Origin of the sequence: Senegalia massiliensis (assembly GCF_009911265.1) — a bacterium.
Taxonomy (GTDB): Bacteria; Bacillota; Clostridia; order Tissierellales; family SIT17; genus Anaeromonas; species Anaeromonas massiliensis_A.
Window position 1 is genome coordinate 20,576 of the sequence record NZ_QXXA01000012.1, and the last position, 24,178, is coordinate 44,753.

At 26.5% G+C, this 24,178-nt stretch carries 27 protein-coding genes and 1 other annotated feature; of the genes, 17 read left to right on the forward strand and 10 right to left on the reverse strand.

What is annotated here, in order from left to right; genetic code table 11:
• Nucleotides 1–69: 69 nt before the first annotated feature.
• The 4 genes from D3Z33_RS11365 to D3Z33_RS11380 are packed head-to-tail and all read left to right on the forward strand — an operon-like array spanning nt 70 to nt 3,475.
• Nucleotides 70–639, forward strand: coding sequence for an RNA polymerase sigma factor (locus D3Z33_RS11365; RefSeq protein WP_201750511.1), 570 nt, complete (start codon nt 70–72; stop codon nt 637–639).
• Nucleotides 614–1,438 (forward strand): hypothetical protein, encoded by an 825-nt coding sequence (locus D3Z33_RS11370; RefSeq protein ID WP_160197881.1) that lies wholly within the window; start codon nt 614–616, stop codon nt 1,436–1,438. Before D3Z33_RS11365 ends, D3Z33_RS11370 begins: the two co-directional genes overlap by 26 nt.
• Nucleotides 1,422–2,291: an ABC transporter ATP-binding protein gene (locus tag D3Z33_RS11375; RefSeq protein ID WP_160197882.1), complete on the forward strand. Its 870-nt coding sequence runs from the start codon at nt 1,422–1,424 to the stop codon at nt 2,289–2,291. The genes D3Z33_RS11370 and D3Z33_RS11375 overlap by 17 nt, the downstream gene beginning before the upstream one ends.
• Nucleotides 2,288–3,475 (forward strand): ABC transporter permease subunit, encoded by a 1,188-nt coding sequence (locus tag D3Z33_RS11380; protein WP_160197883.1) that lies wholly within the window; start codon nt 2,288–2,290, stop codon nt 3,473–3,475. The genes D3Z33_RS11375 and D3Z33_RS11380 overlap by 4 nt, the downstream gene beginning before the upstream one ends.
• A gap of 49 nt (nt 3,476–3,524) precedes the next feature.
• On the opposite strand, the gene D3Z33_RS11385 is transcribed toward D3Z33_RS11380, so the two are convergent.
• Nucleotides 3,525–4,907 (reverse strand): MATE family efflux transporter, encoded by a 1,383-nt coding sequence (locus tag D3Z33_RS11385; protein ID WP_160197884.1) that lies wholly within the window; start codon nt 4,905–4,907, stop codon nt 3,525–3,527.
• A 10-nt stretch (nt 4,908–4,917) separates the two neighbouring features.
• Complete coding sequence (locus D3Z33_RS11390; RefSeq protein WP_160197885.1) at nt 4,918–5,364, reverse strand: MarR family winged helix-turn-helix transcriptional regulator; 447 nt, start codon at nt 5,362–5,364, stop codon at nt 4,918–4,920.
• A gap of 148 nt (nt 5,365–5,512) precedes the next feature.
• Here D3Z33_RS11390 and D3Z33_RS11395 point away from each other — a divergent pair, with 148 nt between their 5' ends.
• From D3Z33_RS11395 to D3Z33_RS11410, 4 genes are all read left to right on the forward strand, one after another.
• Nucleotides 5,513–6,013, forward strand: coding sequence for a GAF domain-containing protein (locus tag D3Z33_RS11395; protein ID WP_160197886.1), 501 nt, complete (start codon nt 5,513–5,515; stop codon nt 6,011–6,013).
• An 18-nt stretch (nt 6,014–6,031) separates the two neighbouring features.
• The gene (locus tag D3Z33_RS11400) at nt 6,032–6,319 is read left to right on the forward strand and encodes a hypothetical protein (RefSeq protein ID WP_160197887.1); all 288 of its coding nucleotides are present in this window, start codon (nt 6,032–6,034) and stop codon (nt 6,317–6,319) included.
• A gap of 81 nt (nt 6,320–6,400) precedes the next feature.
• Complete coding sequence (locus D3Z33_RS11405) at nt 6,401–6,913, forward strand: sigma-70 family RNA polymerase sigma factor (RefSeq protein ID WP_160197888.1); 513 nt, start codon at nt 6,401–6,403, stop codon at nt 6,911–6,913.
• Between the two features lie 2 nt (nt 6,914–6,915).
• A complete protein-coding gene (locus D3Z33_RS11410) occupies nt 6,916–8,532 on the forward strand; it encodes a DUF4179 domain-containing protein (RefSeq protein ID WP_160197889.1) in 1,617 nt (538 codons plus the stop codon).
• 30 nt (nt 8,533–8,562) lie between these two features.
• Here the strand turns inward: D3Z33_RS11410 and tyrS are convergent, their stop codons facing one another.
• Nucleotides 8,563–9,789 carry a tyrosine--tRNA ligase gene (gene tyrS, locus D3Z33_RS11415; protein ID WP_160197890.1) on the reverse strand — a complete coding sequence of 409 codons (1,227 nt, stop codon included), beginning with the start codon at nt 9,787–9,789 and terminating at the stop codon, nt 8,563–8,565.
• Between the two features lie 55 nt (nt 9,790–9,844).
• Nucleotides 9,845–10,048 (reverse strand) — a binding site (T-box leader).
• A 92-nt stretch (nt 10,049–10,140) separates the two neighbouring features.
• Here tyrS and D3Z33_RS11420 point away from each other — a divergent pair.
• The gene (locus D3Z33_RS11420) at nt 10,141–10,380 is read left to right on the forward strand and encodes a DUF2164 domain-containing protein (RefSeq protein ID WP_160197891.1); all 240 of its coding nucleotides are present in this window, start codon (nt 10,141–10,143) and stop codon (nt 10,378–10,380) included.
• 52 nt (nt 10,381–10,432) lie between these two features.
• Here D3Z33_RS11420 and D3Z33_RS11425 read toward each other — a convergent pair whose 3' ends face one another.
• The 3 genes from D3Z33_RS11425 to D3Z33_RS11435 all read right to left on the reverse strand — a co-directional run bounded on the left by D3Z33_RS11425 (nt 10,433) and on the right by D3Z33_RS11435 (nt 12,625).
• On the reverse strand, nt 10,433–11,638 hold the full coding sequence (locus tag D3Z33_RS11425) for a DUF4097 family beta strand repeat-containing protein (RefSeq protein WP_160197892.1): 1,206 nt from the start codon (nt 11,636–11,638) through the stop codon (nt 10,433–10,435).
• A 21-nt stretch (nt 11,639–11,659) separates the two neighbouring features.
• Entirely contained in the window at nt 11,660–12,022 is a 363-nt protein-coding gene (locus D3Z33_RS11430) for a DUF2089 domain-containing protein (RefSeq protein ID WP_160197893.1), read from the reverse strand.
• Between the two features lie 228 nt (nt 12,023–12,250).
• Nucleotides 12,251–12,625: a class II SORL domain-containing protein gene (locus D3Z33_RS11435; protein WP_160197894.1), complete on the reverse strand. Its 375-nt coding sequence runs from the start codon at nt 12,623–12,625 to the stop codon at nt 12,251–12,253.
• Between the two features lie 171 nt (nt 12,626–12,796).
• Here D3Z33_RS11435 and D3Z33_RS11440 point away from each other — a divergent pair, with 171 nt between their 5' ends.
• The 5 genes from D3Z33_RS11440 (at nt 12,797) to D3Z33_RS11460 (ending at nt 16,786) form a co-directional block, all read left to right on the forward strand.
• Nucleotides 12,797–13,933 (forward strand): THUMP domain-containing class I SAM-dependent RNA methyltransferase, encoded by a 1,137-nt coding sequence (locus tag D3Z33_RS11440; protein ID WP_160197895.1) that lies wholly within the window; start codon nt 12,797–12,799, stop codon nt 13,931–13,933.
• A 134-nt stretch (nt 13,934–14,067) separates the two neighbouring features.
• Nucleotides 14,068–14,751, forward strand: a complete 684-nt coding sequence (locus tag D3Z33_RS11445) for a hypothetical protein (protein WP_160197896.1) — start codon at nt 14,068–14,070, stop codon at nt 14,749–14,751.
• A 38-nt stretch (nt 14,752–14,789) separates the two neighbouring features.
• Nucleotides 14,790–15,683 (forward strand): class I SAM-dependent methyltransferase, encoded by an 894-nt coding sequence (locus D3Z33_RS11450; protein ID WP_160197897.1) that lies wholly within the window; start codon nt 14,790–14,792, stop codon nt 15,681–15,683.
• An 11-nt stretch (nt 15,684–15,694) separates the two neighbouring features.
• Nucleotides 15,695–16,231: a GNAT family N-acetyltransferase gene (locus D3Z33_RS11455; RefSeq protein ID WP_160197898.1), complete on the forward strand. Its 537-nt coding sequence runs from the start codon at nt 15,695–15,697 to the stop codon at nt 16,229–16,231.
• Nucleotides 16,232–16,246: 15 nt separating this feature from the next.
• The gene (locus tag D3Z33_RS11460; protein WP_160197899.1) at nt 16,247–16,786 is read left to right on the forward strand and encodes a hypothetical protein; all 540 of its coding nucleotides are present in this window, start codon (nt 16,247–16,249) and stop codon (nt 16,784–16,786) included.
• A 30-nt stretch (nt 16,787–16,816) separates the two neighbouring features.
• On the opposite strand, the gene D3Z33_RS11465 is transcribed toward D3Z33_RS11460, so the two are convergent.
• The gene (locus D3Z33_RS11465; protein ID WP_160197900.1) at nt 16,817–17,176 is read right to left on the reverse strand and encodes a DUF3221 domain-containing protein; all 360 of its coding nucleotides are present in this window, start codon (nt 17,174–17,176) and stop codon (nt 16,817–16,819) included.
• 195 nt (nt 17,177–17,371) lie between these two features.
• On the opposite strand from D3Z33_RS11465, the gene D3Z33_RS11470 reads away from it, so the two are divergent.
• Genes D3Z33_RS11470 through D3Z33_RS11480 form a run of 3 tightly spaced genes read left to right on the forward strand, consistent with a single transcriptional unit; the run spans nt 17,372 to nt 21,478 of the window.
• Nucleotides 17,372–18,562, forward strand: coding sequence for a hypothetical protein (locus tag D3Z33_RS11470; RefSeq protein ID WP_160197901.1), 1,191 nt, complete (start codon nt 17,372–17,374; stop codon nt 18,560–18,562).
• The gene (locus tag D3Z33_RS11475; RefSeq protein ID WP_160197902.1) at nt 18,543–19,739 is read left to right on the forward strand and encodes a glycosyltransferase family 4 protein; all 1,197 of its coding nucleotides are present in this window, start codon (nt 18,543–18,545) and stop codon (nt 19,737–19,739) included. Before D3Z33_RS11470 ends, D3Z33_RS11475 begins: the two co-directional genes overlap by 20 nt.
• A complete protein-coding gene (locus D3Z33_RS11480; RefSeq protein ID WP_160197903.1) occupies nt 19,736–21,478 on the forward strand; it encodes a cyclic nucleotide-binding domain-containing protein in 1,743 nt (580 codons plus the stop codon). Before D3Z33_RS11475 ends, D3Z33_RS11480 begins: the two co-directional genes overlap by 4 nt.
• A 35-nt stretch (nt 21,479–21,513) precedes the next feature.
• Here D3Z33_RS11480 and lpdA read toward each other — a convergent pair whose 3' ends face one another.
• The 3 genes from lpdA to D3Z33_RS11495 form a co-directional block, all read right to left on the reverse strand.
• Complete coding sequence (gene lpdA, locus D3Z33_RS11485) at nt 21,514–23,229, reverse strand: dihydrolipoyl dehydrogenase (protein ID WP_243153492.1); 1,716 nt, start codon at nt 23,227–23,229, stop codon at nt 21,514–21,516.
• Between the two features lie 60 nt (nt 23,230–23,289).
• Nucleotides 23,290–23,640 carry a carboxymuconolactone decarboxylase family protein gene (locus tag D3Z33_RS11490; RefSeq protein WP_201750512.1) on the reverse strand — a complete coding sequence of 117 codons (351 nt, stop codon included), beginning with the start codon at nt 23,638–23,640 and terminating at the stop codon, nt 23,290–23,292.
• 101 nt (nt 23,641–23,741) lie between these two features.
• Nucleotides 23,742–24,146, reverse strand: a complete 405-nt coding sequence (locus D3Z33_RS11495; protein WP_431768837.1) for a MarR family winged helix-turn-helix transcriptional regulator — start codon at nt 24,144–24,146, stop codon at nt 23,742–23,744.
• Nucleotides 24,147–24,178 lie beyond the last annotated feature (32 nt).

A 24,178-nucleotide genomic window follows, 5' to 3' on the forward strand; every position in this document is an offset into this window, starting at 1 on the left:
TAAAACTTTTTTTATAGTTATATCGTTATTATATATGGAAATGTTTTTAAAGAGAAAAGGGGTGATATCATGCCTACTGATGAAGAACTTATTGAGGAAATAAATAAGGGGTCTCAAGCTGCAATGGAGGTGCTAGTAAAGAAATATTATAAAAGCATATTTTCTTATATTTATCGTAAAGTTGGGGACTATCATATTTCCTATGATTTAACACAAGAAGTCTTTATAAAAATGATGAAATCAATAAATAAATATGAAGGAAGGGGAAAGTTTAATAATTGGATATTAAAGATAGCTGTTAATCATTGTAATGATTATTATAAAAGTAAAACATTTAAGAATAGAACAAGGGAAACTAAACTAGAAGATAGTATGTCAGAAAATAACGATAAAGTATGGGATTTATTAAAGAAAAAGATAGAAAGAAACTTAGTTAAGAAAGAAATTTTAAGACTACCTGATTATCAAAAAGATGTTCTAATATTAAGGTATTATCATGACATGAAGTTAAAAGAAATAGCAGATATAACAGAGAGCAAAGAATCAACGGTTAAATCAAGGTTAAGGCAAGGTACATGTAAATTAAAGAAAAATCTATTAGGAGGTGAAGATATTGAAAAGAGAAAAAGAAGATTTTGAAACATATAAAGATATGACAGAAGAAGAATTAGATAATTTGTGGTCTATGATGGATCGCTATACTGTTGAATTACCTAGTGAGAAAGAGATAGATAAATCTATAAATGGATTACGAAAATATGTACCTGATAAAAAGAAAGAATATCATTTTATAGATAGATTTTATTATTTAATGAGAAAAGGAATGTTAGAAATATCATTTATTAATAAATTCTTTTGGGTAATAAGTAGTTTATTGTTTGCCATAGGAGTTATTTGGATGTATTTTAATCGAGATATGAATCCATATCTTATAACTATAACATTATCTCCTTTACCTTTTACAATTGGAATAGTAGAAATATTTAAAGGTAGAGATAGAGGTATGATGGAAATAGAAATGACCTGTAAAATATCCTATGGAGAAATACTTCTATCCAAATTAACTATAATTGGATTTTATAATATTATTCTAAACACAATTTTTACATTGTTATTATATTCTATAAGTAATTTTAATTTCTTGAGATTAACTATAATGTGGTTCACTCCCTTTACATTTATCTCTGGAATATCCCTATGGCTAGCTATGAAAATTAAGAGCAGCTATACTATGACTATAATAGTATCACTATGGATAAGTTTAATAATTATGATTATTAATACTCCATTACTCTTAGAGAGGCTTCTTTTAGTAAATATAAGTGCATATGTAGGTATATCAATACTTGGAATTAGTATAAGTTTAATTCAGATAAAAATATTTATAGATAAAAATATAATAAATAAGGAGAGAGGATTATTTGAAATTAATTATTGATAATATAACAATGAAGTATAAAGATAAAATTGCAGTAGAAAATTTTACTGTTAAACTAGATAAAGGAGTATATGGCTTTTTAGGACCTAATGGATCAGGCAAAACTACATTGATGAGAGTATTGGCAGATCTATTAAGGCCAACTAAAGGTAGAATTTTATTAAACGATAGAGATATATCTACAATGGGGGATGACTATAGAGATATATTAGGATATCTACCTCAAAGCTTTGGATTTTATAAAAGCTTTACTGCTCATAAATTTATGATGTATATAGCAGCTTTAAAGGGCATAGATCAATCTAAAGCATTAAAGAAAGTTGATGAATTGTTAGAATTAGTTAATCTTAAAGAACATTGTAAAAGAAAAATTGGAAAATTCTCTGGTGGAATGAAGCAGAGAATAGGAATAGCTCAAGCCTTGATCAATGATCCTAAAATATTGATATTAGATGAACCTACAGCAGGTCTTGATCCAAAGGAAAGAATACGATTCAGAAATTTAATATCAGAAATATCCAAAGATAGGATAGTTTTATTGTCTACTCATATAGTTTCAGATATAGAATATATAGCTAAAGAAGTAATTTTAATAAAAGAAGGAAAATTGTTGGGGATAGATTCTCCAGATAATATATTAGAAAACATGAAAGGAAAAGTATGGAAAGGGACTACGACAGAAGAAAGGTTTAGAAATATAAAGAATGATTATAAAATAAGTAATGTAGTTAGAAAAAATGGTGTACAACTTAGAATAATATCTGATAAAAAGCCTTTTCTAAAGGCTATAGAAGCAGAACCACGATTGGAAGATATGTATCTATATTATTTTGATAAGGAGGTGGAAGAGTGATAAATTTAGTTAAATTTGAGTTATATAAGATAATTAGTAAGAAAAGTTTACTTATTGGATTATTATTTTTTATTTTGATTTATGGATTTGGTACTTTCTATGATTATGAAACTCAAAAAGAGTATAAAAATATTGCAGAAAAAGAATTTAACAGATTTGAAGGGAAACTTACTGAGGAAAAATTAAAATTAGCTCAAGAAGGTCATAAAAAAATTGAGAAGAAAGCTATGGAGGGTTCTCGAAATGGAAAATCCTTTTTAGAGGTGTTAAGTACAAGGGATCATGCGTTAGATGGAGTGTATCAACATGTTTCAATGGTTGCAGGGATACAGAAAAGAAAAGAAGAACGAATAAATGAATTATATAATAGTATAGAAAACAATGTTTTAAATGACTATAAGCATAAACAATCTAAATTAGAATATAATATGCTCAAAGATATATCAAAGCCTGAGATATATGATGAGTCATTTTGGGGTGGAATTTTAGGGTATTTTGACGGTGTAGGGTTCTTGGCTTTAGGTGCTATTTCTTTATTAGGTTTATCTAGTGTATTTACTGAAGAATATAGTACAAGGATGGATAGATTAATTCTTAGCAGTAAAAATGGAAAAAGCAAGGTTATAACATCAAAAATAATATCTGCATTTATCTTTATAGTATGTATGTGTATAATAGTTTTTATAGTTAATTTTATAACTATTTTAATTTTATATGGTAATAATGTATGGAATATTCCAATACAGAGTTTTTCTCCTATAGCATATTCTCCATATGATTTTACAACAATTGAATTCTTATTAATTCAGATATTATTTAATTTTGTTGGTATATTATCCTTTAGCTTATTAGTTTTAGCATTGTCATCCATAAGTAAATCTTTACTTATACCATTTTTTATAGGAGGAATGGTGTATATATTGCCTGTACTTATAAAGATATATCTTCCTTATCCAAAGGGTTACTCTAGTTATGGTTCAAAACATTGGATAGAAACATTAGAGAACTTGAGTTATGTGGGTGTATCGAAAGCATATGATTTATTTAATGGGTTTTATACCCTAAACATATTTGAACGACCAATACTCTATCCCTATGCTGCTATAGTCATTATGATTATCTTAGGAATACTATCTACTATATTTATATATATTAGTTTCAGAAGACATCAAGTTAAAAGTTAAATAAAATAAGCCCATACTTGATAATTCAAGGTATGGGCTTTAAATTATATTATTTTTCTTCTATAACTGGTTTAAAACTTGATACATTATTTGTGTTTTCATTTAGCTTTTTCATTTCTAATGTGATCCATATTCCTGTAACTAATGATGCTAGTATATCAGATACTGGCGCTGCCATCCAAATTCCTTTTAAACCAAATACCTTTGACAATAATATTATACCAGGAATTAAGAAAACCACTTGTCTTGATAAACTTAGAAACATTGCATGCTTAGGCTTTCCTACTGCTTGGAAGTAATTTGAGCATACTATTTGAAAACCTATTATTGGTAGCATAAATAGGAATATTCTTAGTCCGTTTGTTGCCATCTCAATTAAGTTTTTATTATTTCCACCAAAGAAAGAAATTAATTCCTTAGGAAATGCTCTAGTTATAATATATCCTGTAACAGTAATAAAAGTAGCACCTATTACTGCAAGTTTTAGAGCCTTTTTTACTCTATCAAATTGTTTTGCTCCATAATTATATCCAATAATAGGTTGAACACCTTGGTTTATACCAAATATAGGCATAAGTATAAACATGGTAATACTATTTATAATACCAAATGAGGCAATAGCTGTATCTCCACCATAAGTTTGAAGGTTATTATTTAATATAGCATTTATAGCAGATGAAGCTATTTGCATTAGAAATGGTGCAGAACCTATTGCAACAATATTTTTTACTACAGGTAATTGTAATTTGAAATTATCTTTATGAATATTTAAAGAACTTTTGCCTCCAAAGAAATAAGATAATACCCATATAGCAGAAGCAGCTTGAGATATTATTGTTGCAAAAGCTGCACCACGTATTCCCATATCTAATACGAATATAAATATAGGGTCAATAATAATATTTAATGCTGCACCTATTAACATAGTAAGCATAGCCGTTTTAGGGTTACCTTCAGCTCTTATAAAGTTATTCATTCCAAACCCTACAGTTTGAAAAATTGCTCCAAATAATATTATTTGAAGATAATCACGAGAATAAGGAAGTACTGAGCTACTTGCACCAAATAACTTTAATAGTGGATCTAAAAATATAAGTCCTAAAGCTGAAATAATCACAGCTACTATTACAAGTAAAAACATTCCATTACCTAATATTTTTTCAGCTTCCTCTTTTTTGTTTTCACCAAGTTTTATGGAGATTAGGGAAGTAGCACCAATTCCTATAAGCATGCTAAATGCCATTATTATAAGCATTATAGGAAATCCTATAGTTATACCTGCTATACCTAGTTCACCAACTTTACGTCCCACATAAATTCTATCAATTGTATTATATAGTGCATTTACCATCATACCAACTATAGCTGGTATAGAAAATTTAAGTAATAATTTTCCTATAGGAGCATTGCCTAATAATTTTTGTCTATCCATATACTACACCTCACACCTTTGTCATTAATTCAACTACATTCTTTATACTTTTAGAAAATTTTTTAGTTTCTTCTTCATTTAAATTTTGAAATAATACTTTCATTGCATCATCAAATAGAGATTTTTGATATTGCATGTAATTTTCACCTTTTTCAGTAAGGGACAGTAAATATCGTCTTCTATCATTAGGGTCTATCTTTCTTGATACTAAATCTTTTTCTATCAATGAATCAATAAGAGTAGTTAAACTTCCTTTTCTCATACCTAAGTATTTACCTAAGGTAGAAGGAGATAAATATTTATGTCTACCTAAAATCATAATAGTTCTATTTTGATTTTTATTGCAATGGTAGCTTTTATGATTAGTAGTTCTAAAAATTTTACCAATTTTACTATGAAATAATGCTGTGAATTCTAATAAATTTTCATTTATAGAACTTAATTCTTTATCTTTCAAAATTTCACCTCAATTTAATTAGTATAACTAATAGTTAGATTTCTTACTATTAGTATTCTAACTACATTCATATTAAAAGTCAAGTATTGATTGAAAAATATGTTAAAAAGATTATATAATAATATTAATATATTTAAGGAGTGGTAATATGCAAAAGATAAAAAAGGTAGATATAAAAGATAAAAAGAAATTTTATGGATATTTGAACTTGAAATTAACAGGTCTCATATGTGAAGAATCAGATTGGCTTGCTAATTTATCTAATAGTGCAGCACTTTTAGGTTTATTACTAGAGGATATAAATTGGGCAGGATTTTATTTATATAAAAAAGGTGAATTAGTATTAGGGCCTTTTTGGGGAAAGCCTGCATGCACTCATATAGAAATAGGAAAAGGAGTCTGTGGTACAGCAGCAGCAACAAGACAAGTACAAATAGTAGAAGATGTAAACAAGTTTGAGGGGCATATTGCATGTGATGTAGCTTCACGTTCAGAAATAGTAATACCTATAATAAAGGAAGGAGAATTAATAGGAGTACTGGATATAGATAGTCCTATAACTAATAGATTTTATAAAGAAGATGGTAAGTATTTAGAAGCATTTGTAGATATATTAAATAAATATGTAAATTGGGAAGATATAAAATAAAAAATAGGGGGATTAACTGTGAAAAAAATTGAAGTAAGAGAATTAGGGATTTCAAGTTTGGTTAAAGTTACATTATATTTTTCAATTATACCAATAGCTTTAATGATTATAGTAGGGGTATTGGCTTTTATTGCAGGTTTAATTTCAGGAGAAAGAGCAGCTATTGCTTTTGGAATGTTATATCTTGCTATGCCTATAGCAGTTGTAATAATATATGGAGTTACAATGGCTATAGGTGGAGTTTTATATAACGCTTTCTCTTCAAAATTTGGAGGATTAGAAATATTTATAAAAGATAAAGAATAAAAAAGTTCCGTTAATTTATTTTAACGGAACTTTTTTGACTATAAGTACATCTAATTATAAAGAAAAGAGATACAGAAAGAGGTGATTGATATCAATGAGTTAGAAATTAAATTATTAATAAAAAACATAAAAAAAGGTAAATTGGTAGTTTTAAATGAATGGATAGAGAATAGAAAAGAGAAATTATATAAAATTGCTTGGTCTTATTTATATAATCATGAAGATGTAGAAGATGTATTCCAAGATACAATAATAAAAGTATACGAAAATATAAAAAAGTTACATAAGAAAAAATACTTTGAAACTTGGTTTATAAGAATCCTTATAAATGAATGCAAAATGAAACTTAGAAAGAGAAAAAGGGAAATTTTAAAAGAAGAAATAACATACGAAAAAAATCATGAAGATAATTATAATTTTTATGAAGATATTAATAAATTAGAGGATAAATTTAAAGAAGTTATAGTTCTTAAATATATTTCAGAATACACTCAAGAAGAAATAAGTGAAATATTAGATATACCCATAGGCACAGTAAAATCAAGAATATATAGAGGATTAAAAGAACTTAGAAAATTAATGCAGGAGGTGTAATTATGGATTGTGAAAAATGCAAACAAAATATTGTTGACTATATACATGGAGAGACTCAAGACAATGAGGAAGTAAAAAAACATTTAGAAATTTGTGAAGAATGTAAGCTAGAATATGAAAATTTAAAAGAAGCAATAGGTTATTTAAAAACTAATAGCCAAAAAATAAATACTAATAAAGAATTGAAATTAGATAAAAATATAAAAAAGAATAAATTTAAAAGTGTTGGAAGAATAGGAGTTATAGCAATATTTCTTTCAATATTTTTAGTAGCTACAGTATTTGCAGCTGAGAAATTAGGTTTCTTAGATTGGTGGAAAGATAGTAGTAAAATACAAACTAATGCATGGGAAGAATTAATAGAAAATGGTGTCGGACAAAAATTAGATATAAGCACAGAAGACAATGGTGTAAAGATAACAGCAAAAGGAATAATAGCAGATGAAATAAATACTTTGGTACTATTAGAAATAGAAAATTTAAATGAAGATAGAAGGTTAACACCATCATATAATGCTATATTTAAAGATCCTACTCACGTTCCTTGGCCTGTAATAGTAGAAGGGGATATAGAAAATTTTTATGAAGATACATCTTCATTCGTGAATATCACAAATATTTATACTGAAGATGAAAATAAGCTAAACATATTAGTAAATACTAATACTATGACCAAAGACAAAGGAAAATTCACACTAAATATAGATACACTACAAACTATGATAAATGAAAGTGAAGAAGATATTAAATATGTAGAAGGAAACTGGACATTAGAAATAGAAGGAGAAAAAATTTCTTCAAAAATTTATGAAGTAGGGAAGGAAATAGATTTAGATGGAAATGAAGTGATAATTGATAAAGTAGTTATAGCACCAACAACCACTCAAATAGATTATAGATTTAAGGTGGAAAATGAAAAAGTAAGATATAACTTAGATTCAATTGATTTTTCCATGGAATATAAGGGAGAAAGATTTGCTAATTCACCTATAAGTTACGATAAATATTCAGATTACACAGCAGATGATGAAGGATATACTAATAGAAAATATCATCTATATCCTTTATATTTAAAAGATCCAAAAGAAGTTACTTTAAATATAGATACAAAAAGATATTCTACTAGAGGAGCAAGATACTATAATATAGATTGGGACAATTTGCCTCAGACTATAGAATATGACGGAAGCAATTTAACAGTTAAAAGTATAGGTATGGGAGAAGAAGAAACAGAAATAATAATAGAAGAAGATGATAGTAAGGATAGGAAATATTTAAAATCAAATATAACTTTTAGAAAATCTAACAATCTAGAAAATAAAGAATATGATAGACCTTATATGCATAGTGGTGATTATCTTTTGAGAGGTGAATATACAAAATATGAAGTTGAAAATATTAATACAGATGAAAGTGAAGATAAATTAAAAGGATTTGAGAATAATAAGGAATATGTCTACGCAGAAGAACAAAAATTCATTATAAGAAAAAATGACTTTGAAGAAGCTGGAATCCCTGAATTATATAAAAAGAAATATATAATTCCCGAGTATTTAGTGATTCATAGCCAAGAATATATTGATTTTCCCGATAAAAAAGTAGATATAAAACTAAAATAAAGAAAATGTAGGCTTAAGCCTACATTTTCTTTATTTCACTATAACTTGATGATATTTTTTCTTGCCTTTTTTAATCAATAACTTATTATCTACAAAATCTTCAAGTGTAATTTCTTTTTTAAAATCAGTTATTTTTTCATCATTAACTGAAACTCCACCTTGTTTCACAAGACGTCTTGCTTCACCATTTGAAGCAGTAAGTCCAAGTTCTGTCATAAGAGCAAGTAGGCCTATTCCATCTTCAAATTTAGCTTTTTCCATTTCTGTAGATGGGATATTAGTCATATCATTTCCACCAGAGAATAATGCTTTAGCTGCTTTTTGAGCATTCATAGCTTCTTCTTCTCCATGAACTATTTTTGTAAATTCAAATGCAAGTATTTCTTTTGCTTTATTTATTTCTGAACCTTCAAGATTACCAAGTCTTCTTACCTCTTCCATAGGTAAGAATGTAAGCATAGCTAAAGTATTTTCTACATCAGCATCATCAATATTTCTTAAGTATTGGTATAATTCAAAAGGTGATGTTTTATCAGGATCCACCCAAACAGCTCCTGATTCAGTTTTACCCATTTTTTTGCCTTCACTAGTAGTGAGGAGTTTAAAAGTAAGGCCATAAACTTGTTTTTGTTCTTCTCTTCTTACTAAATCTACTCCAGCTATAATATTTGACCATTGGTCGTTTCCACCCATTTCTAATTTACATCCGTATCTTTTATTTAATTCTAAAAAGTCATAGGATTGAAGTAGCATGTAATTAAATTCTAAAAATGATAATCCTTTTTCAAGTCTTGATTTGAAACATTCAGCTGTAAGCATTCTATTTACAGAGAAATGTTTACCAATATCTCTTATAAATTCTATATACTTTAAATCATCTAACCAATCTTTATTATTTACAGCATATCCATTTTCTCTATCTAAATTTAAGTATTTAGATAATTGGTTTGTAAGACCACGTACGTTTTTATCAAGTTGTTCTTCTGTAAGCATTTTTCTTATATCTGATCTTCCTGATGGATCACCTATTTTTGCAGTTCCACCACCTACTAGTGCAATAGGTTTATGTCCTGCTTTTTGCATATGCATCATAACCATAACTTGAACAAAGTGACCTACATGAAGACTATCTCCTGTAGGGTCAAATCCTACGTAAAAAGTAACAGATTCCTTGTCTAATAATTCTCTTATTTCATCTTCATGTGTAGCTTGTTCTATAAATCCACGTTCTACTAAAATATCATATATATTACTCATTTTAAAACCTCCTTATAAATTTCATTTTAAGCAATAAAAAAAGTCCTCTCAAATCCCAAAGGACGAGAAAACTCGTGGTACCACCTTAATTTACATCTTTTTAGATGCCTCATTATACTACGTATCATGTAGAAGTCGCTATAGTTTCCTATAGAAGCTTAAGAATCGTAATTCACTTAATTTTTGGGCAGATTTTTCACCAACCAACCTGTCTCTTATTTCCCTTAAAAAAAGCTACTATTTCCATCAATGCTTATATCTCTATTTTAATATATAATATATATAATAGCCTGAAATGTCAATACATATTCAAATTTTTATAATATAATGTTAATAAAGGAGATGTTTTAATTGGATAGAAAAATAAAAATTAATAAAGATAAAAAGTTGATAATGATAGGAAAAATCAAAGATTATTTTTTAAAAGAAAGAGGAGATGATTTAGGGGATTTAGCTGCTGAATTAGTATTAGATTTTTTTATAGAAGAATTAGCTCCGGATATATATAATACAGCTATAGAAGATAGTTATACATATATAAATGATAAATTGCAGGATTTATTTGCACTTCAAATAGTAAAGAGGAAATAAAAAAATAGACTGCTTCATAACTAATTTAATTAGTTATAAAACAGTCTCGTTTTTAATTTATATTTATTTTACCATTAGTAGTATTTAAGTCAAATATCACTGGATTGTCAATAGAACCTTCTTTGTGAGCTTTTATATTTTGATTTTTATTATTGTAATCATAGACTATATTAGATAAATTTAAGTCTATATTAGAATTAGTGGTATTTGCATCTATTTTATAGGAATTTTCAAATTCATCTAAATCAATATATATCCCTGCATTTGAAGTGATAAATCTAATTGTTTTTATAGAATCTGTGTCTATATTATTTAAATGAATTTTACCATTAGATGTTTTACCTATTACATTTATAAGGTTAGAATCTTCAATTCTTATATAAGAGTTTGAAGTATTTATATTCAATGTATTAATTTCTCCATCATTTACTATAACTTTAGCATTTTTTGTAGATAAAGTTGCCTCATTACATTTTGTGTCGTGTAAATAAATAGGAGAATTTTTAGTTGATAAATCAACAGAATAATCACAGTTTATGTCAGATAAACTTATAGAAGCATTTTTAGTAAATGCAGAAATGTTTTTAGAGTATAAATCTAATATATCTATTTTACCATTAGTAGTATTTATTTTTATATTTTCATATTTCATATGAGGTAATGATATATCTAATTTTACTGCTATATCTGAATCAAATAAAGGTTTTAATATTATATTATTATCTGATTTATTTAAACTCATAATTTTATTTTCTGTTGATATTTTATTTTTTTTCAAATAACAAGTAGCTTCTACATAAATATAATTTTTACTCCATGGATTTATATTTATATCTCCATTTATACTTCTAATATCTAATACTGGACTTTCTATATCATTAATTTCTAATTGTATATTTTCTTCTTTTATTTCATATCGTCCTAATATATTATATAGATTATCTTTATCCATAAATGAATTAAATGTTGACATTATTTTATCAGCAAAGGACCCTGTACCTTCAGAAAAATCCTTTCCGAATTTCTCAAATTTTTCTTCAAATTTTTCACCAAATTTATTAAAGCTACTTTCTAGTTTGTTTATTTTTTCTTCAAATTCTTTTTCCCAATCTTTATTGTGTTTAGATTTAAAATTTGATTTTGAATTATTGTTAGTTTCATTTTTATTTTCGATTGCATCTAAAAGTTTAGCAGCTTCTTCTTCAGAAATCTTACCTTCTTTTAACATTCTAAGAATCATCATTTTCTCTTCATTCACAAGAATACCTCCTAAAATAAATTATTCATTGATCATATTTAATGCTTGTTCTGCTGTTATTTCACCATCAGATAATTTTTTTAATATTTCTGTTTTACTAATTTGTTCAGTTGGTTGAGGTTTATATCCTAAATCCCTAATGACATTTTCTAATTTGTTTCTTACAGTGGGATAAGATATACCCATTTCTTTTTCTATTTCTTTAATATTACCTCTGTTTTTAATAAATACTTCTATAAAGTTTTTTTGCTTAGAAGTTAATCTGCAAAATTTACATTGAGTAAATTCTCCTTCCATAGTAGTCCCGCAGCTATTACATGTAAGTCGAGTGATATTTAATTTTTTATCGCAAACTGGACATGTACCTAAAGTTTCTTTTTTCATATAATTCTCCTTTACTATAAATTTTAGAATTATCTAATAATTATTATGTTTAATTATATTATAACCTATTATTTTAAAAAATCAACACTAATATTAAAATAATTAATATAAATATTAAAATAATTAATTTATAAATTAATATATTTAAGGTTAATATATAATATTATTTAATATTCAATTTGTGCATTAAAAAATGGACTCATATGAGTCCATTTAGAATTAAATTTATTATTTTACTTTTACTTCTTTGCTGTTTTCCCATAAACCATGTATATTACAATAACTTACTACATGAATTGTACCTGATTTATTTGTTTTAAAGTATGTTGCAACTTGAGGTTCATCAAATAGATCAGATTCACCATGTGCATCAAAATTAGCTGTATAAATTTCAACTGGAAATTTTCCATCTTCTGGTTTGAAGAATATCTTAAACCACTTAATATGGTGTTCCAAAGTATTTGGATGAGCAATTTCATCTCCAATAGAAACTTTTAATTCTGTAAGTTCACCTGCATTAATAGTATCTTCAATATGAATTACTGGTACGTGTTTTTCACCTTTCCAGTCACCTGTTTGTAATAAATTACCTAAACTTTTCATTTAAACATCCTCCCTTAATTTTTAAAAATTTCATTCCTTAATTAATATACCCTTTTAATTATATTTAACACAAAAAAATTAGCTTTGGCTAAGAAATTTTAAAAATAGATATAATAGATAATAAATAGTTTTTCTGATAAAATATAATTAGTTATATGAAGGAGAGGTTTGATGAACAATATTAAATTAATAGCAACAGCTACTTTTGGGCTGGAAGCTATAGTTAAAAGAGAAGTAGAAAGTTTAGGATTTAAAGATATAGAAGTAGAAAATGGTAAAGTCATATTTTCTGCAAAACTAGAAGATATTCCAAAAGCTAATTTATGGCTTAGAACTGCTGATAGAGTTTTATTATTAGTAGGAGAATTTAAAGCTTTATCATTTGAAGAGTTATTTGAAAACACTAAAAAACTTCCGTGGGGAGATTTAATAAGTAGGGATGGAGAATTTACTGTAACAGGTAAATCAATCAAATCAAAATTATATAGTGTTCCTGATTGTCAATCAATTGTAAAAAAGGCAATAGTGGAAAAGATGAAAGAAAAGTATAGGACAGATTGGTTTAGTGAAACTGGAGCAAAATATACTGTTCAAGTAGCCCTTTTAAAAGATATAGCAACACTTACAATAGACACTTCTGGAGTTGGACTTCATAAAAGAGGATATAGAAAAGAAGCTATGGAAGCACCACTTAAAGAAACACTTGCAGCAGCACTTGTACAGTTAAGTTTTTGGAGTCATGATAGAGTATTATTAGATCCATTTTGTGGCTCAGGTACAATCCCAATAGAAGCAGCAATGATAGGTAGAAATATTGCTCCAGGATTAAATAGAAAATTTGCATCAGAAGACTGGGATATAATTCCTGATGGAGCTTTTAAAAAAGAAAGGATAGAAGCATTTAAATCCATAAAACACGATAGAGACTTAAAAATATATGCATCAGATATGGATAAAAAAGCAATAGATATAGCAAAAGATAATGCTTTTAAAGCAGGAGTAGATGATTCAATTGATTTTAAAGTAAGAAAATTTTCTACAATAAATATAAAAAATAAATTTGGAGTAGTCATAACTAACCCTCCATATGGTGAGAGGTTAGGTGATAAAAAAGAAGTAGAAGAATTATATAAAGATATGGGTAAAGAATTTAAAAACTTAAGAACATGGTCAAAATATATAATAACTTCAGATGAAAATTTTGAAAAGCTTTATGGGAAAAAAGCTTCTAAAAAGAGAAAATTATATAATGGTAGAATAAAAGTAGATTATTATCAATACTTTGGACCAAAGCCTAAAAAAGATTAAGAAATAATTTCTTAATCTTTTTTAGTAAATATAAAGGTACACTTAGAAAGATAATTAAAAATTCAAGAGGTCAATTTGCAGATTGTAAGTATTATTCTATACTTAAAGATGAAGTTATTTAAGAGGTGACAAACATGTTAGATATTAATAATATTGAAGTTCAAAGGGATATAGGTGAATATAATAAATATTGTAGGGATAAAAGTGTTTTAAAAAACAATAATTTTTTTATAGCAATCCATAATAATGAAGATACAATTGCTACAGGAGAGCTATATATAATTAGTCAGAGGGTTGCTAAGTTAAATATTTATATAGAAGTAGAAGGAGTAGATAAAGAGAAAGTAACCAATCTATTTATAGATGAAATATTATACTGGAATCCATTTCTTAAAACTATTTATTATGAAAATGGAGAGTTTGAAAATAAGGGTTTTAAAGAATTAAAAAAGATACATATTGATGATATCCAACCTTCTCAATTATATATAAGTAAAGAAAAATTAAAAAATGTTTCCTCATGGTTAGATTCTGAAGAAAAGTTGATAATTCCTGTATTAGAAAGCAATGGGACATATATTTCGCTTGATGGACATACTAGGATTGTACAAGGATATATAAATGGGTATGAAAATGTATATATTTATATAGATAACGATAGCAACTTAGAAGATTATAGAGTTTTTATTGATTGGTGCAAGAATGCTAATATAAAATCAGTAAAAGATTTAACTAAAAGGATAATAAGTAAAGATGAATATGAAATTAAGTGGAATAATAGATGCAGAAATTATTTTGAAAATATAGAAAATGATTAAGGGGAAATAAGATGAAAGGATATTTTAGGGGGGTACCTATGGAAAATAGGAATTGGTCTGAGAAAATACAAAGTATATATAGTTTAGATACTAGTAGAGATTTAAGGTTTACAGAAAATAAAATAGAAGAGATAATTGAATTTATTAGAATTAAAAATGCAAAGAATATATTAGAGGTTGGATGTGGAACTGGTACTTTTACTAGAAAGATTAGAAAATATTTATCTAAAGATATAAAAATAACTGGTTTAGACATGGATCATAACTTTATAAACTATTGCAGAAAGAAAGCTAAAAAAGAAAAATTAAGTAATATTCAGTATATTGAAGGAGATGCATTATCATTGCCTTTTGATAATAACACTTTTGATGCGTGTACATCTCATACTGTAATAGAACATGTACCAAATAAGAAATTCTTAGAAGAACAATATAGAGTATGTAAAGAAGGTGGATATGTATCTATATTAAATATTAGACCAGAGTTAGCCTTAATGAGTAAAGATAATATTACACCAACTACTAGGGAAAAAGTTCTCATGAACAAAATAGATTTATATACAAAAGAAGTAAAAGATGAATTAAAGGTAGGAAAATATTTTGATAACCCTCAAAATATATTAAGATTATTTGAAAAAGTTGGGTTTAAAGAAATACATTTAGATACGCTTAATTATGTTAGTTGTACGGATGATGCTAGAAATTCTTATAAAAGAAAAAGATTAATAATAGAATCAGAACATGAGAGTATATTGCAGTTTATAAATATGAGTATAGGTGCAAAAGAAAGTATATTAACTGTTAAAGAGAAAGATGAATTAATGGGATTAATTAATGAAAGATATGTTAAAAGAATAAATATGTTGGATGAAAATAAAAGACTTTGGGATTTTAATATATCTCCCATGATAATTATTAGCGGACAAAAATGAGGTGATTATAAATGAAAAAAGTATTACTTAAAAATAACAATAAACTTCTAATTAGAGAGACTAGAAAAGAAGATGCAAAAAAACTAATAAATTATATACAGGAAATTTCTGTTCAATCTGATTTTCTTACATTTGGTCGAGGAGAATTTAATATTTCTGTTGAAGATGAAGAAAAGATGCTAGAAAACATTTTGAATTCAAATAACAATCTAAATATAATAGCATTAATAGATAATAAAATAGTTGGAAATTTGACCTTTAGAGGTGGGCATAGACCAAGAATTAAGCATACTGGAGAATTTGGAGTAAGTGTATTAAAAGAATATTGGTGCATAGGTATAGGGAAAGAACTAGTAAAGCATTTGATAACTTGGGCAGAAGATGGGGATATAATTAAGAAAATAAATTTACGAGTTAGAGAAGATAATACAAAAGCTATAGAATTGTATAAAAAACTAGGATTTAAAAAAGAAGGTATAATAACAAGAGATTTATATTTAAATGGAAAATACTATAGTTCAATACAAATGGGGTTGGAATTAGATTAAAGGGAGGTAGCTTAAATGAAAAAGAAAATTGGAGTATTAATTTTTTTCTTAGTAATATCTGTCATGTTATCAGCTTGTACTGATGATAATGAAGATGTTGAAAATGCAAAAGTAGAAGATTTGGAAGAGAGAATTTATGAACTTGAAAACAAAAATGAAGAATATGAGAAAAATCAAAAAGAATTAGCAAAAGGATTATTTAGATATGAATTAAGTATTGGTGATGAAGAAATTTTAAATAGTGAAATTACAACAGATAAAAAAGAATTTTCAATAATACTTAGTGAGAGATATCCTAATATTACAACTCAAAATGAAAAATTAAATGAAATTATAAGATCAGGAAAAATAAGTGGAAATCATTATAATGAACATATAAAATCCTTAACTCCAAAACCAAATGAAGAAACTATGACAGATGGTACAATAGTTACTGCATTTCATTATATATATAAAGATTTAAAAGTTGGAGATACTATAAAAATAGAAATAACAGATGAATTAAAAGAAAGATTAGGATTTAATTCAAATACTGTAGAAATCACTGTAGAGTAAAATATAAGACTAAATTATAATAATTTAGCCTTATATTTTTTCATCTAATATGTAAATTTTTTTAGCATCTGCCTGAACTGGATATGACTCTCTTACTCCACCTTCAAATATTATCTCAACCATCAGACCTTCTTCTAAATCTTCTATATTAACTTTTTTAGTTCCATCATAAATTGTTGTGTTACTGTCTACATAAACAGATGCTTTATCATATTCTGTGTCAGATTCTTTTTTTCCTTCCACATAAATAGTATAGGAAGAAGTATTATTAGCTTCTATTTTTTCTATTTCTCCTCTTATACCTATAGCTTCATTTTTCATTTCTTCTGTACAACCTACAAAGAATAATATGGTATAAAGTATTAATAAAGTAAAAATTAATTTTTTCATTAAAATCATCCTTAATATTTAATATTATATATTCTACCCATGTAAATATAAAATATTTCTGTAAAATACAAAATCAAAGTTAAATTTTCAGAAAATTGGGTATAAATACAGAAAATAATGGACCAGTAGGCTATTTATAAGTCTCAGGGTTCATTTTTATTATAAAATTTTAGTGAATAAGGGAGATCTTGATAAATGAATATTTCAATAGCAATGATTACAAAGAATTTTAACTTTAATACTGGATTAGATGATTTTCTTAAAAATGCAGAAAAATTTGGTCATAAGATCTACTCTGTTATAGTGGTGTATTCTCATAAAATTGATAAAACTACAGTTAAATACTTTAGTAAAAAAGTAAAGGTTCATGCTGTAAAAATAAATGATAAATCAGACTTATATAAAGATCTACTTTATAAAGGAGTTTCTTCTAAAGATATAAATCGTTTATTAAAGGTAAAAACATTATCAACTGATGGAATAGTTCCATATGGAATAAATAGAAATCATGCTATATTAAAAGCTATGCTTACAGGCACTGATATATTATTCTTCATAGATACTGATGTATATCCTTATGTTTTGAGAAAAGAAAAGGGACAAATTATAAAAGAAGAAATAGACTTTATAGGTTCACATATGACTTATATGAAGAAAGAAAATATAATAGTAACTACATCGGATTATTCAGGTTATTATATAATACCACCTATGGAGTTTGAAGGTATGAAGGAACTTTTCATAGGGCTTCAAAAAGAAATAATATATGAATATATTAAGAACTATAATATTCATAATTGTCTGAAAATAGATAGTGAAATTAAAGAGCCTTTTGTTAGGCACAAAATACTAGGTGGGAATTTAGCTATAAAACTAGAAACATTTGATAAATTGCCACCATTTTATTCTTCATATTACTCACCAGATGGCAAAAATAATGTACTATCTAGAGGCGAAGATACAATTTTAGGATTAAAATCTAAAACAATAAAAGAAGATTTTATAGATATAGATGTTAAGATATTTCATGATACTTATAATAATTATCCTAATGTGCCAGATATAAAAAATAATAAAAATATTAAAGATAGATTTTACTATGCATGTCTTGGTTGGATAGGAAGAAATCCATTTTTAAATTGGTTAATGGAAGAAGATTTATCAAATATAGAGGAAGAACAGTTAAAAAATATAAAGTTTGGATCCTTAAAATTATCAGAATATTTAAACGACGATAGATTTCTAATATTACCAGAAGCTTTAGAAAATAGTTATAACAACTTACCTCATGTCATAAAAGATTACAAGAAAACTATTAAAAGTTGGGAAAAAACTATGATTAAACTAAAAAAAGGAGATGGAATATATGAAGATATTATTAATTAATCACTTTCCCCTTGAAGGTTCTGGAAGTGGTGTATATACAAGAAATTTAGCAATAGAACTTACTAAAAGAGGAAATGAAGTGAGGGTAATATTTCCTGAAAATGAAAAACCAAGAGAAGAAATATTTGAACAAAGACCAATATACTTTAAAGGTGTAAATAGTACTGATTGGGATTTAGATTATGATTTTCCATGCTTTACATCTCACCCAAGAAGTATGAATACTTATTATGATTTAAATAATGAACAAATGAAAGATTATATTGATGTATTTTTAAAAAGAGTAAAAGAGGAAGTAGATGACTTTAATCCTGATATAATTCATGCTCAACATTTATGGATTGCACCTTTTGCTGCTTCTAAAACAAAAGTACCTTATATTGTAACAGCACATGGGACAGATTTGAAAGGATTTAAAAAAGATAGTAGATATCATAAATATGCTTTAGAAGGGGCAAGAAATGCATCTAAAATAATAACTATATCAAAACAAGTTGATAGTGAAGTTAAGTCTTTATATGGAGTAAATGATGAAGATACTGAAATAGTTATGAATGGATATGATGAAGAATTATTTAAACCAATGGATTTAGATAAAAAGAAAATTTTAAAGAATTTTGGAGTAAATACAAGTCCTGATTATATAGTATCCTTTGCAGGCAAACTTACACATTTTAAAGGAGTAGATGTTTTAGTAAAGGCTGCTAAAACTTATAATAATAGTATAGAGGGTAAAACTGTTGTTACATTAATTGCAGGAAATGGAGAACTTTATTCAGAGCTAGTAGAATTAAAGGATAGGTTAAGCATTAATAATCTTTTCTTTCTAGGTCATGTAAGTCAAAAAAAATTAGTAGATTTATATAATATTGCAGATGTAAGTACAGTACCTTCTAGGGTAGAGCCTTTTGGACTTGTTGCAATAGAAGCACTTGGTTGTGGAACTCCTGTAGTAGTTACAAACCAAGGAGGACTTGTAGATTTTATAAATGATGATGTAGGAACTCTTGTAGATGTAGATGATGATATGAAACTTGCATCTGCTATAAGAAATGAACTTACTAGAAATGATAAAGAAGAAAGAAGTAAAAGGTGCTATAAATATGCTAAGAAAAACTTCTCATGGAAAAACACTTTAGATAATTTAGAAAAAATTTATGGAGGGGTTAAGAAATGAGACAAACTGTAGTTATACCGACATATTGGTCCAGAAAATCAACTGAAGGGTGGAAAAAAGGAGATGCAATATATGATCATCCTACTCCTGTAGATAAGGAAGGGACATTAAAAAGGACACTTGAAAGTTTGAAAAATTTAAATGATAAAGACTTTAAATTAGTTATACTTTTATGCCCTACAACAATAGATATAGAGAAAGAAGCTGAAGAAAAGGTTAAAAATATAATAAATAGCGTAGATATGGGGATTGAAACTTTTCTTTTTACTCCAAGAAGTTTAAGGACTATAAAAAATATTTTTAAATCTTCTGATTTGAAAAGGGAAATAATAGATATGATGAGTTTGAAAGGATATTCTAATGTTCGAAATATGTGTCTTTTTTCAGCCCATATACTAGCTTCAGATGTAGTAATTTTAATAGATGATGATGAAATAATTGAAAATAAAAATTTCATATCCATGTCTAAGAAATATATAGGTAAAAGGATATATGGTGAAATTATATATGGAGTTGCTGGATACTATCTAAATAAGCATGATGAATATTATGATGATGTAGATATGGAGCCTTGGATGACATATTGGGATAGATTTGGTAGTAAAGCTAAAGCATTTGATAAAATTATAGGTTGTGAACCAAGATTAAAACAAACTCCTTTTGCTTTTGGTGGAGCAATGGTGATTCACAAGAATCTTTATCAGCTTATAGCTTTTGATCCTAATATTACGAGAGGAGAAGATATTGATTATTTAATTAATTCAAAGATGTTTGGATTTAATTTCTTTTTAGATAATAAACTTTCTGTGAAACATCTTCCACCTAAAAAAAATCATCCAGTATGGCAAAGATTTAGAGAAGATATTTATAGATTTATGTATGAAAGAGCAAAGCTATCTTCACAATATGCTGTAAATAATATGACCATAGTAAAACCAGAGGATTTTGATCCTTATCCTGGTGAATTTTTAAAGGATGATTTAGAAGATAAAATATATAAGACCAATGTATTATTATCCTTAGAATATTTAGCAGAAGGTGATACGGAAGCTTCAAAAGAGACTATGAAAAATATTTATATAAGTAAATATGAAGCAGTAAAAGAAAAAGATCCTTTTACTCAATATAGATATATACAAAGAAATTGGCAAAAAATAGTTGATTTTACTATACAAAATAGATATCAAATTAGAAAAATAATGGAAAGTAATAATTTATCTAAACAAAATGTAGATGCTAAAGAAAAACAAAAAAATATCAGTTTAGAAGATAAGATAAATAAAATAAAGAGTATAAAAGAATTTGGAATTTTTACAGAAGAAGAAATAAAAGAAATTGCACAAATTACAAATATTAAGTTCTTTAATGATAATGAAATGGTATTTAAAGAAGGAGAACAGGATTCAAAATTTTATATAATAGTAGATGGATGTATAAATATATTTAAGCGTAATGAAAAAAATGAAGAAATTTCTTTAGCAACACTTTGTACAGGAAATTTCATAGGAGAAACTGCAATAGCTACAGAAAAATACTATGTAAATGGTAAAGCAACTGAATTTTTAACTGTTTTATCTTTAGAGCAATCACAAATTGAAGAGATAGTTAGGTCAAAACCAAAGATGGGAATGAAATTTCTTCAAATATTTGTAGACAAACTTTCTTATAAATTAGGAAAAACAAACAAACTTTATGCAGATTATTTACTTCAAACTTCTCATTTAGAAGATATGAGTTAATATAAAAAGAATTGGTTTAAACCAATTCTTTTTTATTAATTATGAATAGCACCAGTTTCAGTACTTGCTAATATAGACTCATATATAGATTCTGCTGTTGTAGGATGAGCATGTATAGTATTCATTAAATCTATGTCTTTTAACTTGTTTTTTATAGCTAAAGCTATTTCATGAATTAAATCTGTAGCATGAGGACCTATTATAGAACCACCTAATATAACTCCTGTTTCTTTGTCCTTAATTATTTTAACAAATCCTTTAGATTCTCCTAATGTTAATGCTTTTCCATTTGAGGAAAAAGGAAATTGACCAATGGAAATTTCTAACCCTTTTTCTTTAGCTTCTTTTTCATTTAATCCAACTATTGCTATTTCTGGATCTGTAAATATGGCAGAAGGTATAACATCATATTCCATATCTACATCTTTATCTAAAATATTTTCTACAGCTACTATAGCTTGGTGAGACGCTACATGAGCTAGTTGAATTTTATCTGTAACATCACCTATAGCATATATATTAGAAATATTAGTTTGCATTTTAGTATTTACTTTTATTCCTCTTTTATTTTCATTTCTTTCAATACCTAACTTTTCTAAATCTATTTCACCTAAATTTGGTTCTCTTCCTACAGATAATAACACTTTATCACTAGTAATATAATGTAATTTATTATTTTTGCTGAAGGATACAATACTTTCTTTATCTTCAGAATCAATTATTTCTTCAGCTTTTGATGAAGTATATATTTTTATTCCTTTTTCTTTTGCTATGGAAGTAATTTCTGAAACTATATTATTATCGATATTAGAGAGTATATCATTCATATATTCAATAACAGTTACATCTACTCCAAAGTTATTGAAAAGAAAAGCAAACTCCATACCTATTACTCCTCCTCCTATGATTGTGAGTTTTTTAGGTAGTTTATTTATATCCAGTATTTGTTTGCTAGTTAGAACATTTTTAGAATCAATACCTTTAATAGGAATCATAGATACTTTAGAACCTGTAGCTAAAATTATATTTTTAGTATTTATAGTTGTTTCTGTATTATTAGATTTTACAAATACAGTGTTTTTATCTAAAACTTTAGCATTTCCTTTATATAAAGTAACATTATTATTATTAAATAAATATTCTATACCGTTAGTTAACTCTTTGACTATATTATTTTTTCTAGAAACTACTTTTTTTATATCAGCTGATATATTTTCAGCACATAATCCAAATTCATTTATATTCTTTAAATTGTCATACATTTTAGCTGAAGTTACAAATGCTTTTGTAGGTATACAACCCCAGTTTAAACAAGTTCCACCTACTTTTTCTTTTTCGATTATAGCAACTTTAGCTCCCATTTTTGCAGCATAAATAGCAGCTACATATCCACCTGGACCTGCACCAATAACAGTTATATCCATATCTATTTCTTCTTTTTTAGGCTTCATTAATCCACCCATATAGTTGAATGTACTTTTTTTCTTAGAAGAAGTATTTTTTAATTCACCATCAACTGTTATAAGTATGTCATCTTTTTTGACCGTATCACCAGTTTGAACCTTAACTGATTTAACAACTCCAGAAGCAGTAGAGGTTATTGTTTTATTACCTTTATTAGATTCTATATCTAATATTTCATCTCCTGATTTTATATTATCATTAACTTTTACATATACTTTTCCTATCTTTCCATTATTAGAATGTCCAGATAATTTTTCAAGCTTAATATCAATCAACATTTTTCTCATCCTTTTCTAATAAATATTAGAGAAAGACAGTATCTCTACTGTCTTATGCACTTATTTAAATTATTTAAAGTCTTTTTCAAATTCATTCAATGACTCTTTTAGTAATGTTACACTATATGCAATTGAAGGGCCGCCACCAAAAGCTACAGCTACCATTGCTGATTCAAGAATCTCTTCTCTTGTTGCTCCTGCTTCAAGTGCTTTATAAGTATGGAAGACAATACAATATTCACATCTATTATAGCAACCTATAGCTATACTCATTAATTCTTTAGTTTTTAAATCTAATGCTCCAGGTTCATAGGATGCTTCTAAAAGGCCCATAAAAGCACCTACATGCTTTTCGTTAGATTCTGCTAGTTCTTCTAATCCACCTGTGAAATCATTTAACATTTTTCTTACATCTGCCATTATTAACTCCTCCTAATTTAGATTTAACATTTTAATATACTTAGTATAGCAAGTAATTTGTTAATTGTCAATCAATATTAAATAAAAAAGTAAACATAATATTAGATATTATGTTTACTTACATTTGAAACCATTTTATGAAGTACATTCATGAATATTTCCAATTCATCTTCTTTTATACCTGTTGATACTAATTCATTAAATTTTTCTCCCTCAGGTAAAAGTTCTATTCTTGTTTCTTTTCCTTTTTGAGTTAATATTATATTTATAACTCTTTTATCAGATTGATTTTTTTTACGTATAACTAATTTTTCTCTTTCCATTCTATCTATTAATCTAGCTATAGTAGATTCTTTAATATTCATAAGTTTTGCTAAATCTCTTTGATTAACATTATTGTTTTTTCCTAAATAATATAGTGCAATCCATTGCACTCTAGTAACTCCTTTTTCATTAAGTATTTTATCAAATGTTTCAGTAATGATTTTAGTCGAGTTATCTGTAATGTAAGATACTCAAGTATCCAAGTTGAACAAAA

Coding starts and splice junctions, on each gene's coding strand:
- D3Z33_RS11365 (WP_201750511.1), top strand. CDS start 70: ATGCCTACTGATGAAGAACTTATTGAGGAAATAAATAAGGGGTCTCAA.
- D3Z33_RS11385 (WP_160197884.1), bottom strand. CDS start 4,907: ATGGATAGACAAAAATTATTAGGCAATGCTCCTATAGGAAAATTATTA.
- D3Z33_RS11395 (WP_160197886.1), top strand. CDS start 5,513: ATGCAAAAGATAAAAAAGGTAGATATAAAAGATAAAAAGAAATTTTAT.
- D3Z33_RS11410 (WP_160197889.1), top strand. CDS start 6,916: ATGGATTGTGAAAAATGCAAACAAAATATTGTTGACTATATACATGGA.
- tyrS (WP_160197890.1), bottom strand. CDS start 9,789: ATGAGTAATATATATGATATTTTAGTAGAACGTGGATTTATAGAACAA.
- D3Z33_RS11430 (WP_160197893.1), bottom strand. CDS start 12,022: ATGAAAAAAGAAACTTTAGGTACATGTCCAGTTTGCGATAAAAAATTA.
- D3Z33_RS11435 (WP_160197894.1), bottom strand. CDS start 12,625: ATGAAAAGTTTAGGTAATTTATTACAAACAGGTGACTGGAAAGGTGAA.
- D3Z33_RS11440 (WP_160197895.1), top strand. CDS start 12,797: ATGAACAATATTAAATTAATAGCAACAGCTACTTTTGGGCTGGAAGCT.
- D3Z33_RS11445 (WP_160197896.1), top strand. CDS start 14,068: ATGTTAGATATTAATAATATTGAAGTTCAAAGGGATATAGGTGAATAT.
- D3Z33_RS11450 (WP_160197897.1), top strand. CDS start 14,790: ATGGAAAATAGGAATTGGTCTGAGAAAATACAAAGTATATATAGTTTA.
- D3Z33_RS11455 (WP_160197898.1), top strand. CDS start 15,695: ATGAAAAAAGTATTACTTAAAAATAACAATAAACTTCTAATTAGAGAG.
- D3Z33_RS11460 (WP_160197899.1), top strand. CDS start 16,247: ATGAAAAAGAAAATTGGAGTATTAATTTTTTTCTTAGTAATATCTGTC.
- D3Z33_RS11465 (WP_160197900.1), bottom strand. CDS start 17,176: ATGAAAAAATTAATTTTTACTTTATTAATACTTTATACCATATTATTC.
- D3Z33_RS11470 (WP_160197901.1), top strand. CDS start 17,372: ATGAATATTTCAATAGCAATGATTACAAAGAATTTTAACTTTAATACT.
- D3Z33_RS11475 (WP_160197902.1), top strand. CDS start 18,543: ATGAAGATATTATTAATTAATCACTTTCCCCTTGAAGGTTCTGGAAGT.
- D3Z33_RS11480 (WP_160197903.1), top strand. CDS start 19,736: ATGAGACAAACTGTAGTTATACCGACATATTGGTCCAGAAAATCAACT.
- lpdA (WP_243153492.1), bottom strand. CDS start 23,229: ATGAGAAAAATGTTGATTGATATTAAGCTTGAAAAATTATCTGGACAT.
- D3Z33_RS11490 (WP_201750512.1), bottom strand. CDS start 23,640: ATGGCAGATGTAAGAAAAATGTTAAATGATTTCACAGGTGGATTAGAA.